General features: G+C 36.5%; 8 protein-coding genes. All 8 read left to right on the plus strand.

What is annotated here, in order from left to right; translation table 11 throughout:
• Positions 1–2,330 (plus strand): condensation domain-containing protein (locus RM347_RS27290; RefSeq protein ID WP_428850621.1); only part of this gene is annotated, 2,330 nt, incomplete at its 5' end.
• Position 2,331: 1 nt separating this feature from the next.
• Positions 2,332–3,378, plus strand: a complete 1,047-nt coding sequence (locus tag RM347_RS27295; RefSeq protein WP_322716251.1) for a TauD/TfdA family dioxygenase — start codon at positions 2,332–2,334, stop codon at positions 3,376–3,378.
• An 86-nt stretch (positions 3,379–3,464) separates the two neighbouring features.
• The gene (locus tag RM347_RS27300; RefSeq protein ID WP_322716250.1) at positions 3,465–6,713 is read left to right on the plus strand and encodes a non-ribosomal peptide synthetase; all 3,249 of its coding nucleotides are present in this window, start codon (positions 3,465–3,467) and stop codon (positions 6,711–6,713) included.
• 14 nt (positions 6,714–6,727) lie between these two features.
• The gene (locus RM347_RS27305) at positions 6,728–12,787 is read left to right on the plus strand and encodes a polyketide synthase (RefSeq protein ID WP_322716249.1); all 6,060 of its coding nucleotides are present in this window, start codon (positions 6,728–6,730) and stop codon (positions 12,785–12,787) included.
• Positions 12,784–14,187: a condensation domain-containing protein gene (locus RM347_RS27310; protein WP_322716248.1), complete on the plus strand. Its 1,404-nt coding sequence runs from the start codon at positions 12,784–12,786 to the stop codon at positions 14,185–14,187. Before RM347_RS27305 ends, RM347_RS27310 begins: the two co-directional genes overlap by 4 nt.
• 176 nt (positions 14,188–14,363) lie before the next feature.
• Positions 14,364–15,245: a cupin-like domain-containing protein gene (locus RM347_RS27315; protein ID WP_322716247.1), complete on the plus strand. Its 882-nt coding sequence runs from the start codon at positions 14,364–14,366 to the stop codon at positions 15,243–15,245.
• A gap of 85 nt (positions 15,246–15,330) precedes the next feature.
• The gene (ectB, locus tag RM347_RS27320) at positions 15,331–16,584 is read left to right on the plus strand and encodes a diaminobutyrate--2-oxoglutarate transaminase (RefSeq protein WP_322716246.1); all 1,254 of its coding nucleotides are present in this window, start codon (positions 15,331–15,333) and stop codon (positions 16,582–16,584) included.
• Positions 16,585–16,641: 57 nt separating this feature from the next.
• Positions 16,642–19,407, plus strand: coding sequence for a non-ribosomal peptide synthetase (locus RM347_RS27325; protein ID WP_322716245.1), 2,766 nt, complete (start codon positions 16,642–16,644; stop codon positions 19,405–19,407).
• Positions 19,408–19,426 lie beyond the last annotated feature (19 nt).

A 19,426-nucleotide genomic window follows, 5' to 3' on the forward strand; every position in this document is an offset into this window, starting at 1 on the left:
CAGCAGCATCTCAGGTTGAAACTGACAGCACGATTATACCGATTAGTCATGCGATCGCGAATACGCAACTTTACATTCTAGACCAATATAACCAGTTAGTTCCTGTAGGTGTAGCAGGGGAATTGCATATCGGTGGGGATGGACTTGCGCGAGGCTATTTTAACCGTCCTGACTTGACAGCAGAGAAATTTATCCCCAATCCCTTCAGCAAAGAAGCAGCACGTCTGTATAAAACTGGGGATTTAGCCCGCTATTTAACAAATGGAGAAATCGAGTATATTGGTCGCATTGACAACCAAGTCAAACTCCGTGGTTTTCGTATTGAACTCTTAGAAATTGAAGCTGTAATCAGGCAGCACCCCACAGTTCGAGAAACTGTAGCTGTAATAGGCAATAATTTGGGGGATTCTCAAATAATAGTCGCCTATGTAGTTCCTAAAGTCGAGCAAACACTGACAGTTCCTGAACTACGGAGCTTTTTGGAGTCAAAGTTGCCAAGCTACATGATACCAGGGGCTTTTGTAATATTAGAGGCACTACCGCTCACGCCTAATGGTAAGGTTGATCGCAAAGCATTACCTGCACTAATACGTCCAGAATTTGAAGAAACCTTTGTTGCTCCTCAGACGCTTGTTGAAAAACAGTTAGCGATTATCTGGATGCAAGTACTTGGCCTAGAAAAAATAGGAATAAACGACAACTTTTTTGAATTGGGTGGACACTCACTGTTAGCAACCAAAGTTACATCCCGCATTAATAAAATATTTGATGTAGAGTTACCACTGCGCCAATTTTTTGAATTACAGACGATCGCAAGAATAGCCAAAAGTATCGAGGATAAAAAGCTAGCCGCTAAGTCAACTCCACCAATTGAACGGGTTTCACGAGAAGTAGAATTACCCCTATCTTTTGCACAGCAAAGATTATGGTTTCTGCATCAATTAGATCCAAATTCATATATTTATAATGGTTCTAGCGCAGTACTGCTACAAGGTTCGCTCAACGTAACAGCTTTAGAGCAAAGTATTAATGAAATAGTGCGAAGACATGAAATATTAAGAACATGTTTCCACATTATAAATGGGCAACCAGTTCAAATTATTGCACCTATATTAGAGATACCCTTGCCAATAGTAGATTTACAACATATACCTGATGCTGATTATGAAGCAGAGGTAAAAAACTTAAGACTAGCAAATTACCAAGAACCATTTGATTTAGCACAAGTTCCTTTGTTGCGATTAACTCTTGTACGATTGAAAGCTAAGGAATATATGTTGTTGGTGACGATGCACCATATTATCTCTGACGCTTGGTCAGAAGGAGTATTTATTCGAGAAGTGTCAGTACTTTATGAAGCTTTTTCTAGCGGTAAGCTTTCACCACTTACAGAGATGAATATCCAGTATGCAGACTTTGCTAATTGGCAAAAAAGCTGGTTGCAGGGTGAAGTACTTAATACTTTACTTAGATACTGGGAAAAGCAATTAGGAGATAATTTACCAGTTTTACAATTACCTAAAATTCGTCAAACTTCAAAACTAAAAAACTCTCAAGAGAAGCGGCAAACTTTAGTACTCTCTAAGACATTGTCCCAAGCGATTAAAAAGCTTAGTGATAGTCTTGGAACGACATTATTTATGACGCTACTCGGAGCATTTAAAATTTTACTCTATTGGTATACAGGCGACAAAGATATTGTTGTTGGTACTGACATTGCCAATCGTAATAAAATTGAAGTAGAAAATTTAATTGGTTTTTTTGTTAATCAATTGGTATTACGTAGTAACCTATATGGAAATCCCACTTTTAGCGAATTTTTGCAACAAGTACGTAAAGTTTGCCTAGAAGCTTATGCTCACCAAGATTTACCATTCGAGAAACTAGTTAGCGCTCTTAATCCAAAAAGAGACTTAAACCAAACTCCTCTATTTCAAGTCAAGTTTATCCTCCAAAATGCTCCTATACATCCTTTAGCACTTTCAGATTTAACATTGACTCGCTTAGATGATTTAGAAAATACGATCGCCAGATTTGATTTGCTCCTGGAACTAACAGATACAGAGCAAGGAATAGTTGGGTTATTGAAATATAACAAAGACTTATTGGATGCTAGTAGCATAGCCCGATTATTAAATAGTTTTGAAGCAATTTTGTCTCAAATTGTTGTAAATCCTGCTATCAGATTAAATCAACTAGAAGAAATGATCATCCAGTCAGACAAAGAATATCAGCTAAATCAAGAAGGAAAGCGAAAAGAGAAATCTCAACAAAGATTAAGCATAATTAAGCGAAAAGTAATTGACATTGTAACTGAAGTTGAGGAGTAAAATGAAACAAATAAAAACAATTAATTCTAATTCCCCGCAAAAATTACACAAAGGTGGGAGAAAATACATAAATTTAGAAACCGAACTAATCAAACTAGATAGTTTTGGAGATGAGCAAACCCTACCGTTAATTATCAAACCATCCGTATCAGATATTGATATCGCAGATTGGGCGGAGGCAAATCGAGAATTTGTATATACAAATTTAATCAAACATGGTGCTATACTTTTTAAAGGATTTAATATTACTACAGCAGCCGCATTTGAAAGATTTGGTCTAGCGGTTTGCTCACAACTATTTAATGAAAATGGTGAACATACTCGTGAAACAGTAACTGGCAAAGTTTATACTCCAGTTTCTTATCCTGCGGATAGTAAGTTATTGTGGCATAACGAAAATTCTTTTAATTATCGCTGGCCTGCAAAAATTTTGTTCGGCTGTCGTCAACCTGCAGAACAAGGAGGAGAAACCCCAATAGTTGATAGTCGTAAGGTGTTTCAATTCATAGAACCCAAGATTAGGGAACAATTTGCTGAAAAGCAAGTTATGTATGTTCGTAATTATGGAAGCGGATTAGGGCTTGATTGGCAAACGGTTTTTCAAACTAAAAGTAGAGCAGACGTAGAAAAGTTTTGTCAAAATAATTTAATTAATTTTGAATGGAAAAACGATGGGGGATTGAGAACGATTTCTATTCGTCCAGCTGTAATCAAGCATCCTCAAACAGGTGAACTTTCTTGGTTTAATCAAGCACAACATTGGCATTTAGCTTGTTTAGATACACAAACCCGTGAGTCACTACTATCATCTTTTAAAACAGAAGATTTGCCACGAAATTGCTTTTACGGAGATGGTACTCCGATTGAAGACTCTACAATGGTTGATATCTGTGGGGTATATCAGAGATTAGAAGTATGTTTTCCTTGGGAGCGAGGAGATGTATTATTACTGGACAACGTGTTAACCGCTCATGGACGCAATCCTTATGTGGGAGAACGTAAGCTTTTTGTTGCGATGAGCGAACTGATAAGTTTTAGTCAAACTTGAGATAGTTAATTTTTTCAACTGATGGTTATCTATTAGAATCTGTAAAAAATTTTGACTAAATTGGAAATTGGAATCTAGAAATAAAAATGCAACAAATAATTCAAGGTTTTCCACTATCTCCTCAACAAAAGCACCTTTGGTTACTACAGCAAGGTAGTAATTTATATCGAAGTCAATGCGCTATCCTTATTGAAGGAGATATAGAAATAGAGATATTGAAAGAGGCTTTACAGAAAGTTATTGATAGAAATGAGATTCTTCGTACAAGTTTTCATCGCCCGCGTGGTTTAAAAATACCTATTCAGGTAATAGAGACTAACAGCAATGTATTGTTAAATGAGCATACTTTAGAAAATAAATTTTCTCAAGACGAAGAGATAGAAGCACTTTTCGAGAAAAAAAAGGAACAATCAGTAAATTTAAAGCAAGAAAAATTACTAAACATAGAATTGCTAAAGTGCTCATCAAAAAAATACCTTTTATTTATAAACTTACCATCTCTTTGTGCCGACTATAAAACATTAAAAAATATAGCTTATGAAATTAGTCAGTATTATACTGCCTGCTTGCAGAGTGCAGAAATAAGCGAAGAACCACTACAATATGCTGATATTGCTACATGGCAAAATGAATTACTTGAAGCAGAGGAGACTACAACCAGAAGAAAATATTGGCAGCAATTAGATTTTTCGGCTTTGGATACCTTAAAGTTTCCTTTTGAGAATCGACTTTCTGAAGAATCGGAATTTGAACCTCAATCGATCAAGTTAGCGATTCATAACGATTTACTGATTAAGATTGAAGAAATTGTCCAAAAATATCAAATCTCAATAGATAGATTTTTCCTTACTTGCTGGCAAATTCTACTTTGGCGTATTACTGGGCAATCAAACTTAATTGTAGGTTTAGGCTGTGATGGTCGCAATTATGAAGAATTAAAACCAGCACTAGGTTTATTTGCCAAATATTTACCCCTAGCTTATCATCTGCAAGAAAATGATACATTCAGTAATACTTTGATACAGGTTAACAACTTAACAGAAGAAATACTTGAATGGCAGGATAGTTTTAGTTGGGACGCATTTCCTAAAACAGATGGAGATGATATAGAACATTCATTTTTACCATTTGGTTTTGATTTTGAGGAAACATTAACTAATTATTATGCTCCTCAAGTAGAATTTTCAATTTATCAGCATTACGTCTGCTTTGAGCGATTTAAAGTAAGACTTTCTTGTGTCCGTACACAAAATGATTTAGTCAAAGTAGAATTTCACTATGATGGAAAACTTTTCCGTCAAGAAGATATTCAACGTTTGGCGAATCAGTGGCAAACTTTGTTAACTAGCGTTCTTGACAACCCCTCTACAGCAATATCACGGTTGGATATCTTCAGTGAGCAAGAGCGGGAAGAACTCTTAGTTGCATTCAACAATACTAAAACAGCAGAGCCACAATACAAGTGTATCCACCATTGGTTTGAACAGCAGTGCGATCGCACGCCAGATAACATTGCTGTTATTTACCAAAATCAGCAATTTACCTACCGAGAATTAAATGCTCGTGCTAACCAGCTAGCTCATTACCTACAACAATTAGGCGTGAAGCCAGATGTAATGGTGGGACTTTGTGTCGAGCGTTCGCCTTTAATGTTGATTGCACTTTTAGGCATCTTAAAAGCAGGTGGTGCTTATGTACCGATTGATCCTAACTACCCTTTAGAAAGGAAAAGTTTTATACTAAGTGATTCACAAATGCCAGTGCTGGTAACTCAACGGCATCTATTGGCAGATTTAGCTACAAATGAAATTCAAGTAATTTGTATAGATAGCGATCGCAAAACTATAAACCAACAAAAAAATGAAAATCCAATTACTAGAACAACCGGATTAAATTTAGCTTATGTTATTTACACCTCCGGTTCCACTGGTAAACCTAAAGGAACTCTCATCCCTCATCAAGGATTAGTTAATTACTTAAGTTGGGCTACTCAAAGATATGCAGTAGAACAAGGAGTAGGAACTTTAGTCCACTCGCCTCTAGGTTTTGACTTAACAGTCACCAGTCTTTTTTCACCTTTATTAGTTGGTCGCACAGTAGAATTACTATCAGAAGAACAAGGGATTGAAACCCTTTCTCAAGCTTTAAAGAAAAGCTCAAATTTAAGTTTAGTGAAAATTACCCCGGCTCACTTGGATTTACTAAAACAACAGTTATCCAAAGAAGAGATCGCAAATAAAACGAGAGCTTTTATCATTGGTGGCGAAAATTTATTAGCTGAAAGCATCACCTTCTGGCAAGATGTAGCTCCAGATACAATATTAGTAAACGAATACGGCCCCACAGAGACAGTAGTAGGCTGTTGTGTTTATCAAGTTCCAGTCGGGAAACATTCTTCAGGTTCCATACCCATTGGTAAGCCGATCGCTAATACCCAGTTGTACATTTTAGACCAATATCTGCAACCAGTACCAATGGGAGTAGCCGGTGAATTGCATATTGGCGGATTTGGGCTAGGCAGAGGTTATCTAAATCAACCTGAATTAACAGCCCTTAAATTTATCCCCAATCCCTTTAGTAAACAAGAAGGTGATCGCCTTTACAAGACAGGTGATTTAGTTCGCTTTCTACGAGGTGGAGATATTGAGTATATCGGCCGCATTGATAACCAAGTTAAAATACGTGGTTTCCGTGTTGAATTAGGAGAAATTGAAGCGGTTATTAATCAACATCCATCAGTATCAACAAGTGTAGTTATCCTTCGGGAGGATAAATCTGGAAATCAAAGTTTAATAGCTTATACAACTCTCCAACCAGACAAAACATTAACAATTCCTGAACTGCGCCGCTTCTTGCAGAATAAATTGCTTGATCATATGGTACCAACTGCCTTTATGATATTAGAAGCATTACCATTAACATCTAATGGCAAAGTAGACCGTCAAGCATTGCCAATGCCCGATGTTCTGCGCCCAGAATTAGAAGTTGCTTATGTGATACCGCAAACTGAGGTGGAAAAGACGATAGCCTCTGTTTGGCAAAAAGCTTTGAATCTTGAAAAGATAGGCATTCACGATAATTTCTTTGAAATTGGCGGTCATTCATTACTTTTAGTCACAGTTCATAGCCAATTACAGGAGATATTAAAAGCAGAACTATCAACCCTTGATCTGTTTAGATATCCCACCATCCATTCCTTAGCAGAGTATTTAAGTTCATCTCCAAATGCCACTGCATCTTTACAAGAGAATGATACTCAAGCAGAGAAAATTTCATCTGGGAAAGCGCAACAAAGAAAACGTCTACAAAAAATGAAATCAGTTGAAAATAATTAAGGAATTAACAAATAATGAATATTCCAACTGGTGCATATACTACTAACGGTTCAGAAATAGCAATTATTGGATTATCAGGAAGATTCCCTGGAGCTAAAAATGTTGATGATTTTTGGCATAATCTCCAAAATGGTATAGAATCAATTTCTGTTTTTAGTGATGAAGAACTATTGGAAGCAGGAGTTGATGCAGCGCTTCTCAGCAATCCCAACTATGTTAAAAGAAACGCTGTCATAGAAGATGCAGAACTTTTTGATGCTGACTTTTTTGGTTTTAATCCCAGAGATGCAGAAATGACTGACCCCCAACACCGGATTTTTTTAGAGTGTGCTTGGGAAGCGCTGGAAAAAGCCGGATATAATTCGGAAACATATAATGGTTCCATAGGTGTTTTTGCTGGTTCTAACTTAAGCGGTTATTTATTAAATATTTATTTTAATCAAAATATTAGAAACTCAGTAGACGATCGTCAAATAGCGATCGCTGGCGATAAAGATTATCTTGCTACACGTACTTCTTACAAACTTAATTTAACAGGGCCTAGCTATACAGTTCAAACAGCTTGCTCAACCTCATTAGTAGCTGTACATTTAGCCTGCCAAAGTTTGCTCAACGGTGAATGTGATATAGCTTTAGTTGGTGGTGTTTCCATCAGCGCGTCAAGAAAAGCTGGCTATCTTTATCAAGAAGGAGGTATTAATTCTCCTGATGGACATTGCCGCGCCTTTGATGCTAAAGCACGGGGAACTGTGAATGGAGAAGGTGCGGGAATCGTTGTTTTGAAAAGATTAGAAGATACTTTAAATGATGGAGATTTTATCCATGCTGTAATTAAAGGTTCGGCGATAAATAACGATGGCTCAAACAAAGTTAGCTACACTGCACCCCGCATAGAAGGTCAAGCTAAAGTTATCAAAACGGCTCAACTGGTTGCGGAGTTAGAAGCAGAAACAATAACTTATGTTGAAGCTCACGGAACGGGAACATCTTTAGGAGATCCAATTGAAATCGCTGCACTAACACAAGCATTTCAAAGCAGTACAAAAAAGAAAAACTTCTGTGCAATTGGTTCCTTAAAAACAAATATTGGGCATTTGGATGCAGCTGCTGGTGTTGCAGGTTTAATTAAAACAGTCTTAGCTCTTAAACACAAACAAATTCCTCCTAGCCTGCACTTTGAGGAACCGAACCCTCAAATTGATTTTGCCAACAGTCCCTTTTATGTCAACAATAAACTTTCCGAATGGAAAGTAGACAAACATCCTAGACGTGCAGGAGTCAGTTCTTTTGGGATTGGCGGTACTAATGCCCATATAATTTTAGAAGAAGCTCCAGTTTTTACAACCAAAGAGAGTGTTTCTCGCCCCTGGCAGTTGTTAGTTATCTCTGCAAAAACTCAAACGGCTTTAGAATCAGCTACAACTAACCTTGCTAATTATTTAGCACAGCATCCTGATACCAATCTTGCTGATGTAGCTCATACTTTGCAAGTTGGCCGCCGAAATTTTAGCCATCGTCGAGTGTTGCTATGTCAGAATATTCAAGATGCTATTAAGACATTAACAGCGCCAAACCAACAAGGAGTTTTAAGTAATTTTTCAGAAACCCGTAACCATTCAATTGTGTTTATGTTTCCCGGACAGGGAGCACAGTATGTAAACATGGGACGGGAATTATATGAAACAGAATCGATTTTTCGGCAACAAGTTGATGATTGCTGTGAATTGCTGAAACCACATTTAAACTTAGACCTCAAAGATATACTTTATCCCTCGACGGTAGAAACTACAGAACAACTTACACAAACTTCTTTAACGCAAGTAGCGCTATTTGTAATTGAATATGCCCTTGCTAAACTTTGGATGGCGTGGGGTGTCCATCCGCAAGCGATGATTGGTCACAGCATCGGTGAGTATGTAGCTGCTTGTATTTCAGGTGTCTTTTCTTTAGAAGAAGCATTGCCATTAGTCGTAATTCGCGGACGACTAATGCAACAAGTCGAACCAGGGTCGATGCTTTCCGTTTCTCTGTCTGTCAAAGAAATACAACCTATGTTGGGTTCAGAACTTTCTTTAGCAGCTAGTAATGCACCATCTCTTTGTGTGGTTTCTGGTGCTACTGATGCGATCGCACTATTACAAAATCGTTTGATGCAGCAAGGTGTTGACTGTCGCCGCCTGCATACATCTCATGCTTTTCATTCCCAGATGATGGAGCCGATTTTAGAGCCATTTGTACGGCATCTTAGAGAAGTCAACCTGAAACCACCTCAAATTCCTTTTGTTTCCAACGTTACGGGAACTTGGATTACAGCAGAGCAGGCGACTGATGCTGACTACTGGGCTAAACATTTACGACAACCCGTATTATTTAACGAGGGAATCACCGAACTACTGCAACAGCCAGAGCGAATGCTTTTGGAAGTTGGCCCAGGACGAACATTAACTACCTTAGCCAAACGACAGTTGATTTCACAGGCTGTAGTTCTAACTTCGTTACGACATCCCCAAGAGCAAATTTCTGATGTCGCATTTTTGCTCAATACTCTCTCTCGGTTTTGGCTATCAGGATTGCAAATAAACTGGGCAGGCTTTTATACAAAAGAACAACGCAGACATATTCCTTTGCCTACCTATCCTTTTGAACGTCAGCGTTACTGGATTGAAGCTAACCCCGAAACTACGTTATCAAAGGCATGGCAAAAACCATTAGCTAAAAAGCCAGATATTGCCGATTGGTTTTATATCCCAATCTGGAAACAATCTACACCACTTGAGTTTTTCCAAGGGAAGGAATTAGCAACTGAGCAAAATACCCGCTGGTTAGTTTTTATCGATGAATATGGAATTGGAGGTGAAGTTGCCAAACGACTCGAACAGCAAAGTCATGATGTTGTTACAGTTAGGGTCGCAGAGAACTTTACTAAGCTGAACCAATATACATATACTATTAACCCCCGGCAAAGTGATGACTACGATGCCTTACTTCAAGAACTTCGAAAAGATAGTTTGATTCCAAATGGATTAGCTCACTTTTGGAGCATTACGCCAAATGATACTTTATCTTGTAATAAGTTCAAAGAACAAACTTATGAAGATTGCCAAAATCTTGGTTTTTGGAGTTTATTGTATTTAACACAGGCATTAGGAAAGCAAAATATTAGTGATTCTCTGAAGTTGAGGGTTGTAACTAACAATCTATACAATGTTATTGGTGATGAAAAATTATGCCCAGAAAAGGCAACTATATTGGGGCCGTGTAAGGTAATTCCTAAGGAATACCCAAACATTAATTCTTGTATTGTCGATGTAGTAATTCCTGCTTCTAACATCTCACCAACACAAAAGTTTATTGATTATTTGATTACGGAACTGACAACACAGCAAACCGATAATATAGTTGCTTACCGTGGATATCATCGCTGGATTCAAACCTTTGAAGCTGTCCGTCTGGATGAAAGCACCCCAGCTAAAACTAAGTTAAAGCAAGGAGGAGTTTACCTAGTTACTGGTGGACTTGGTGGCATAGGTTTGGTGTTGGCGGAATATTTAGCCAAGACAGTACAAGCTAAGTTAATTTTAATTGGCAGAAAGGGATTACCGGAGCGATCGCAGTGGAAGCAATGGCTAGAAACTCATGATAGTCAAGATAGTGTTAGCCGCAAGATCCAAAAAATGCTCGTATTGGAAGAGTTGGGGTCAGAGGTTCAAGTTAAAAGTGCCGATGTAGCCAGCTACGAACAAATGCAGCTAGCTGTTGCTGAAGCCTTAGAAAAATTTGGTCAGATCAATGGTGTCATTCATGCAGCAGGTATTGCTGGTGGTGGCATCGTTCAACTAAAAACACAGGATGTAGCAAACAGCGTATTAGCGCCAAAAGTAAAAGGTACATTAGTATTAGAGAAGATTTTAAACTTAAAAAATATTAATCTAGATTTTCTAGTACTTTGTTCATCTCAAAGTTCTATCTTGAGTGAATTTGGGCAGGTCGATTATTGTGCAGCTAATGCATTTCTAGATGTTTATGCACATTATCGTACTTCTAAATCTGACCAATTTACAGTGGCAATTAACTGGGGTACTTGGCAAGAGGTAGGGATGGCAGTAGAGACAGCACTACCAGAACAATTAAAGCTCCAACGTGAAGAGGATCTCAAAAAAGGAATATTATCTCAAGAAGGTGCCGAAGCTTTTAATCGCATTTTGCTAAGTAGCTTGCCTCATGTTGTTGTCTCTTTGCAAGACTTACAAACGGTAATTAAGAAGAACAATTCTTTCAATTATCTAGAACAAGAATTAGCGCTTTTATCAGATACATCAAAAACAAATATTTCCAAACTAAGCCATCCCCGCCCAAACTTAGCAAATGCTTATGTTTCTCCTCGTAACGAAATCGAACAGACCCTTGCTGATATTTGGCAACAATTTCTGGGAATTGAGAAAGTTGGTATTCATGACAACTTTTTTGAATTGGCAGGAGATTCCATTATTACAATTCAAATTGTTGCCAAAGCTAACCAATTAGGTTTGAAGTTGACTTCTCAACAAATGTTTTTGCACCAGACTATTGCTGAATTAGCGACAGCAACAGGGGTAGCTGAAACTAACCAGGCTGAAAATATTTCAGTAACTAAAGAAGTATATTTAACACCTATTCAGCATCGGTTATTTGACCAGGTTAAACCAGATGCACATTCCTTAAACCAGTCTTTAATACTGGAAATGCAACAAATATGCAATCCCAAAATATTAAAGCAGGCTATAGAATATGTGATTGAACACCACGATTTATTTCGTCTGCGTTTTCTTCAAAAAGAATCTGGCTGGCAGCAAATAAAAGCTAATACCAATGATATAATGGTATGCAAGCATATAAATTTGTCTTCATTTTCAGAAAAGGAACAAAAATATGCTTTTGAGTCCGCAATTACAGAACTACAAAGTAACTTCAACTTAAGTGAAGGCCCACTGGTAAAAGTTGCTTTTATTGAATTGCGATCGCAGCAAAGTAGCTACCTAGTAATTACCATCCACCATCTTTTAGTAGATGCTGTTTCTTGGCAGATTTTGCTAGAAGATTTACAAACAGCTTATCAGCAACTTAGTCAAGGTAAAGCGATACAGTTGTCTGATAAAAGCACTTCATTCCAGCGATGGACGCAGTGTGTACAAGAGTACGCTCAGACTTCAGAAATAATCCAAGAGCAAGACTATTGGTTGGCAAAAGCCCAAAAACCTTTCCGCAGTCTACCTGTTGACTATTCTGCAACTGAAAACACAGTAGGTAACGCTGATATAGTATCAATCTCTTTGGATAAAAAGGAAACGCAAGCCTTATTAAAAAATGTCAATAAGGCTTATAACACCCAGATCAACGATGTTCTACTAACAGCATTAGTGCAAGCTTTTCAAAAATGGACGGGAGAGAAGCAACTATGGGTAGATATAGAAGATAATAGTCGAGAAACAATTTTAACAGATGTAAATAATATATCCCTGTCCCGTACAGTTGGTTTATTTACAACTTGCTTTCCAGCCATTTTAGATATAACAGAAACTTCTGAGCAGGGAAGTGCATTGATCGCAGTCAAAGAGTATTTACGTAGCATTCCAAATAAAGGAATTGGGTACGATATACTGCGCTATATAACGAGCAATCCAGAAATAAATTCAAATCTGAAATCTTTTCCGCAACCTCAAGTAAGTTTTAATTACTTAGGTAATTTTGATCCTATTATATCGCAGTCATCTTTATTTGATTTAACTAGGCAGTCTCTTAAAATTAGCCAAAGTCCACGTGCAAATCGATTTTACTTACTGGAAATAAAGGCAATTATTGTTCAAGGTCAACTGCAATTTAGTTGGACTTATAGCACAGCAGTTCATCGTCGAGAAACAATTGGAAGTTTAGCCAAAAGTTTCATTGGAGAGATGCAATCTATCATTGGTCACTGTCAAGCTCTTGAAGCAGAAAAATATACACCTTCTGACTTCCCTAGAGCTAACTTGAGCCAACAAGACCTAGATAAATTTCTGGCAAAAATTAACCGAGCAACTGAGAAAAAAACACAATGAAAGCTGAAAATGTCGAGGACATTTATGAACTTACACCCGTACAAAAGGGTATGCTCTTTCACTGTTTGTATGCAAGCGAGTCAGCATTATACTTTTTTCACCACACGTTAACTTTGCATGGTAATCCAAATGTAGAGGCTTTTGAACAAGCATGGCAACGAGTGGTAGATAGGCATACAGTTTTGCGTACAGGATTTTATTGGGAAGACATAGATAATCCATTACAAGTTGTTTATAAACAAGTAAAAATTACCTTAAATCAGTACGATTGGCGTGGCATTGAAGAAGCAGAACAACAAGAGCGATTCAAATCATTTCTAGAGAGCGATCGCAAATTAGGTTTTGACTTTTCCCAACCATGCTTAATGCGTCTAACTTTAATTCGTCTTGCTGATAAACGCTATGAATTTATTTGGAGTAATCACCATATAACTACAGACGGATGGTCTGGCCCGATAATCTTAGAAGAATGCTTACAAATTTACGAAGCGCTTTGTGAATGCAAAGAAGTAACCTTACCACCAGCTCGTCCTTTTAGGAATTATATCGACTGGTTGCAGCAACAGAACATAGCTAAGACCGAAAGTTTTTGGCGGCAAGCATTACAAGGAGTTAAAGCACCAACTCCCCTGACTTATATAGAAAACAATCAATTATCTAACCAAGAGGAAAGGTACGATGAAGAGAGAATTAAACTATCGGAAGCGACTACAAAAGCATTGCTATCTTTTGCTACAAAAAATCGTCTTACTCTTGCCACATTAGTTCATGGAATCTGGTCTATTCTCCTCAGTCGTTACACTTCTCGCAACAATATAATCTATGGATGCACTGTCACGGGAAGACCAGTTGACTTAGCCGAAGTAGATTCAATAGTTGGTATGTTTATAAATACCTTACCAATTAATGTCAAATTGAATACTGAGCAACAGTTGTTGTCATGGCTACAAGATTTTCAGACTCAATTAGTAGAAGCGCGTCATCATGAATATACTCCACTTACTCAAATTCAAGGTTGGAGTCAAGTCCCTCGAAACTTACCTATGTTTGAAACTATTGTTGTGGTTGAGAATCTTCCAGTCAGTCAATTTGTGCGAAATTGGAAAGGAAATATAGGATTTAAACAGACTGGAACTTATTACAGAAACAACTACCCCTTGAATTTAGTTATATATCCAGAGTCCGAAATTATAGTGGCAATTTCATATGATTCTCGGAGATTTGATATTACTACAATTACTGGGATAATTAGAGATTTTCAAATACTGCTACAACAAATAATGACTAATCCTTATGTTCAAATTAAGGACTTATCATTTTTGGTACCACAACAACAGAAAATAACAACAGTTTTAGAAAAAGAAGCATTATTTGACTTGGAATTAGCTCAAATTTTTTAAGTGGCTGATAGTAAACTACTCAATGATTAACGATTAACTAGTATCAATATCATAAAAATGATAACTTAGTAAGCCGATGTATATAAGACTTAAAACGTAGTTATCTTTATTACCGCCAATAAGTAAAAATATTGATCAAATTCATGATAATTGACAATATCCAAAAGAAGAAAACTATGATTGTTTCATCTGCAATAGAAAGAAGATATAAACTCTCAAGTGAGGAATTCAAGAAAGATTATGTTGAATTAGGGAAACCAGTCATAATTTCTGGAGTAATTTCAAGCTGGAATGGCTTTGATAAATGGTCTTTAAAATACCTTAAAAATTTATCTCCATCTCTAAATATTTACGCAAAAACCTTTAGTGTAAAGGGAATCGAGATATGTAGTTTGACAATGGAAAGATATATACAATTAATAGAAAAATATGAAAAAGATCCTCAAAATCATGCTCGACCGCCATATTGTCATGACCTACCTTTATTTAGCTTAATACCTTCTTTAGTGGAAGATGCTCAACCATTTCCTTTTGATTATTTGCCAGAGTGGTATTGGCACGAGTGGTGGCGTTACTGCCAGTTTTTCTTAGGTTCTTCTAATAGTATTACACCACTACATTTTGATTGTCTTCTGACTAACAATATTTTTTTTCAAATTGTCGGACGGAAACAATTTACTATATTACTGCCTGAAGATGCTAAATATTGTTATCGCAAAGGCTGGCGATGGTTTCTGGTTAATCCAGAAAACCCAGATTTCAATAAATATCCTGAATACAAGAATGCCAGACCAATTAAATTTATTGTAAATCCTGGGGATATTGTATATATGCCTCCCGGAACGCTACATCATGTTCGGAGTTTAGATATGTCAATTTCTTTTAATATCGATTGGCATACCCAAAAAAGTTCACTGAATGCTCTAGCAGCTGTTAGAAAAGGTATGCCAGTTCAAAACTTATACTATAACTTTTTATTAGCTATGGGCTTAGTATTAAAAGTACCACCTAAAATTATTTTTAAATTTTATAAGTCTTATCTAAATTATGTTTCTTAAATAATTAGACAATGCCAACTAAATATGCAGTGTGGATAATCAGCAGATTTCTTAATCCATTTGGGAATTTAAACAAAACACTCTCATGAATATATTTGAAAAGTGTGAATCAAACGTCAGAAGCTATTGCCGTAGTTTTCCCGATATATTTCATAGAGCTAAAGGTTCTATAATTTATTCGGATTCAGGCAAAGAATATATTGATTTTTTTGCAGGAGCAGGCGCTTTAAACTATGGACATAACCATGATTATATAAAGCAAAAGGTTATGTCATATTTAGATGCCGATGGGATTGCACATGGTTTGGATATGTATACTTCGGCTAAAGAAAAGTTTTTAGCCAAGTTTGATGAGGTAGTACTAAGTTCAAGAAAACTTGATTATCGCATTCAATTTTGTGGGCCAACAGGAACAAATGCAGTTGAAGCAGCTTTAAAGTTAGCCAGAAAAGTAAAACAAAGATCAGGTATATTCTCCTTCATGGGAGCATATCATGGAATGACTTTGGGTAGCCTGTCCATTAGTGGTAATGTCGGAATTCGAGCAGGGGCAATTGGTACATCAAATAATGTAACATTTATGCCTTATCCCTATGGCTTTATGGAAACTTTTGACACAATAGAATATATAGAAACAGTTTTAAATGATGTCAACTCTGGAATTGAAAAACCAGCAGCAATAATTTTTGAAACAGTACAAGCTGAAGGTGGAGTTGTTATAGCTCCTATTGACTGGATGCAAAGACTAAGAAAGTTGTGTGACCAGAATGATATTTTATTAATCTGTGATGATATTCAAGTCGGCTGTGGTCGAACAGGGCCTTTCTTTTCTTTTGAAAGAGCAGATATCGTTCCTGATATGGTAGTACTCTCTAAATCTATTAGTGGGTATGGGTTTCCAATGTCGCTATTATTGATTAAGCCAGAGTTAGATATATGGGAACCGGGCGAACATAATGGTACTTTTAGGGGTAATCAACTGGCATTTGTAGGAGCAACAGCTGCTTTAGAGTATAGAGAAAGTTGTAATTTTGAACAAGATGTTAAAGCTAAAGAGCTTTTTTTGAAAAATTTTCTAACTCAACAAATATTACCAATTAGTGAAAATATAGCAATCCGGGGAATTGGGATGATTTGGGGAATTGATGTTAAAAACTTTGGCGGTAGCAGTTTAGCTAAAAGTATCACTTCGCGTTGTTTTGAACTAGGCTTAATAGTTGAACGTGCAGGCAGAAATGATACTGTTATAAAAATTTTGCCACCTTTAATTATTGATATGTCTACCTTGGAAAAAGGATGTTCAATTATCAAAGAAGCTTTTGATGATTGCATAAATTAGTAGATTTCAATACTAGTATTTATAAATCAGCAAGTAATTGGTTACAAGGAGAAAAATATGGGTATACATCTAGACTCAAATGACTCATTCTCTCAAAAAATTTATTGGATAAATAAACTATCAGGAGAATTACCAGAAACCAATCTGATGCTGGACTATGTAAGACCTTTATTTTATAGTGGCAAAAACAAATCTCTTAGCTTTGATTTATCAGATAATTTATCTCAAGCAATCATTAAGCTAGGCAAAGGCTCTTATTTTTCAATCTACTTGATACTTTTATCTGCATTAAATATATTGCTGCAAAAATATACTAGAAATAACAATGTTATTGTCGGAATACCAATATACGAAAAAATTGGTATCGATTGCGTAAATACCAAAGTTATTCCTTTGCTTACTCAAGTCACACCTCAACTTTCATTCAAAAATTTTCTTTTTAAAGTTAAAGATGCTACGATCGCAGCTTACAGTCATCAAAACTATAATTTTGATGAACTAATTGATTTATTAGAGCTACCAACAAGTCCTCATCGGTGTCCAATTTTTGACATAGTAGTTTGCTTAGAAAATATTCATCTCAAAAGTAATTTAAATCAACTCAGTAATGACATAACGATTTCTTTTACAGTTAACGGTGAAAATATTAGTGCAGATATAGATTACAAAGAACATTTGTTTCAAGGCGAAAATATAAAATTGATAAGTAAATATTATACTAATGTCCTTGAAAATGTTATAAATAACATTGATACTAAAATATCTGATATTGTTTTATTGAAAGAGTTTGACCAACACCAGCTGTTAACGGAATTTAATAATAATACTAAACAGTATCCAGTTGATCAGACAATAAATAAATTATTTCAAAAGCAAGTATCTCAGACTCCAAATAATATAGCTGTTATTCATCAACAAACTAAACTAACGTATCAAGAACTCAATCATAAAGCTAATCAGCTAGCTGAATTATTGCGGAGATTAGGAGTCAGTAAAGGGGAGTTCGTAGGCATTTTTAAAGACCGCGACATCAATTTTCTTATTGCTATTCTTGCTATATACAAGGCAGGTGGGGCATATGTACCCATTGATAGTACCTATCCAGCAAATAGAATTAAATATATGCTATCTAATAGCGAAGTTAGATTGCTATTAACAGATTTTTCGCTATTCAATCTTTTATCCGATCTGGTAGAAGGTTGTTCACAATTATCATCTATTATTTGTTTAGATAGCATTGTGAATGAGAATACACAGCTTGCTAAACAAACAGGATTAAAAATATATAATAAATTTGATTTTGAGCAGCTATCTAATGATAATGTAGAAGTTATAAATGATGCTGTTGACCCAGCTTATATGCTTTATACTTCCGGGTCTACAGGATTACCAAAGGGGGCAATTGTCAGGCATGATGGTGCAATCAATCATATTTATGCCCAATTTGATGAGTTGGAGTTAACGCAGGAGTTTTGTTTTCTCCAAAGTGCTCCTTCTTCCACAGATATTTCTGTATGGCAATTTTTGGCACCACTTTTAATCGGTGGTAAGACAGTAATAGTAGATATAGAAACGGTTGCTATTCCTGATAAACTATTTCAAGCACTCAAAACACAAAAAATTACAGTTATTGAATTAGTACCAGCATTATTTGGAGGCTTGCTTGAATATACTGCCCAATTACCAATTCATGAAAGAGAATTACCTGATTTGAAATGGATGATGGTTGTGGGGGAACCAGTATCGGTAAGTTGGGTTAATAAATGGCTCCAGATATATCCTGAAATCAAAATTGTTAACGCTTATGGCCCTACCGAGGCTGCTGATGATATCACTCAGTTTATCGTTGACAAGCCTTTACTAGAAAATCAGCGAGCAGTTCCAATTGGTAAACCATTAGCCAACTTAAATCTCTACATTCTGGATGGGGAAATGCAACTATTACCCATTGGCGCTCCTGGAGAGATTTGTGTATCGGGAATTGGTGTAGGTGATGGGTACTGGAAGAATGAAGAAAAAACTAATTTTAGCTTTGTTCCCAATCCGTTTAGAAATGTTAGGAAGAACTTACCAGAAAATCGCAGAGATTTAATCTATAAAACTGGAGATTTAGGAAGGTGGCTTCCTGATGGAAATATAGAATTCCTTGGACGCATTGACCATCAAGTGAAGATTCGTGGCTTCCGGGTTGAACTTGGGGAAATTGAGACATTTCTGGGTCAGCACCCGAATGTACGTGAAAATGTAGTCGTGGTTCAACAGGACGAACCAGGTAACTTGCAATTGGTTGCCTATGTGGTTGCTAAGACAGAAGCAGTTCCTAGTATTAGTGAATTGCGTAGCTTCTTAAAAGAAAAGTTACCTGACCACATGTTACCTTCTGCCTTTGTGATGCTAGAAAATCTACCGCTAGCACCTAGCGGTAAGGTAGACCGCAAAGCTCTGCCCAAACCAGATAATCTTCGCCCGGAATTAGAAACAGCTTACGTATTGCCACGAAATGAAATGGAACATGCAATTGCTGATATTTGGCAAAAAATACTTAAGGTGGAGAAAGTCGGCATTCAAGATAACTTTTTTGATCTTGGTGGTCATTCGCTAAATGTGCTTCAGGTTTACAGCAAAGTGCGGGAGCTTTTTAAAGCTGACTTAGTAATAACCGACCTGTTTAAATATCCAACAATCAGTTCCATATCGCGGTATTTAAATCTAGAGCAAGATGATAGCTTTGCAAATCAAAGCAATGAATTAAATGAACAGTTAGAAGCTGGTAAAGTAAGATTAAAGCAACGCTTTTTACAAAAACGGCAACAGAATGTTTAATAATTAATAGTCAACACAT

Source organism: Nostoc sp. ChiQUE02, assembly GCF_034531305.2.
Lineage (GTDB): Bacteria > Cyanobacteriota > Cyanobacteriia > Cyanobacteriales > Nostocaceae > Nostoc.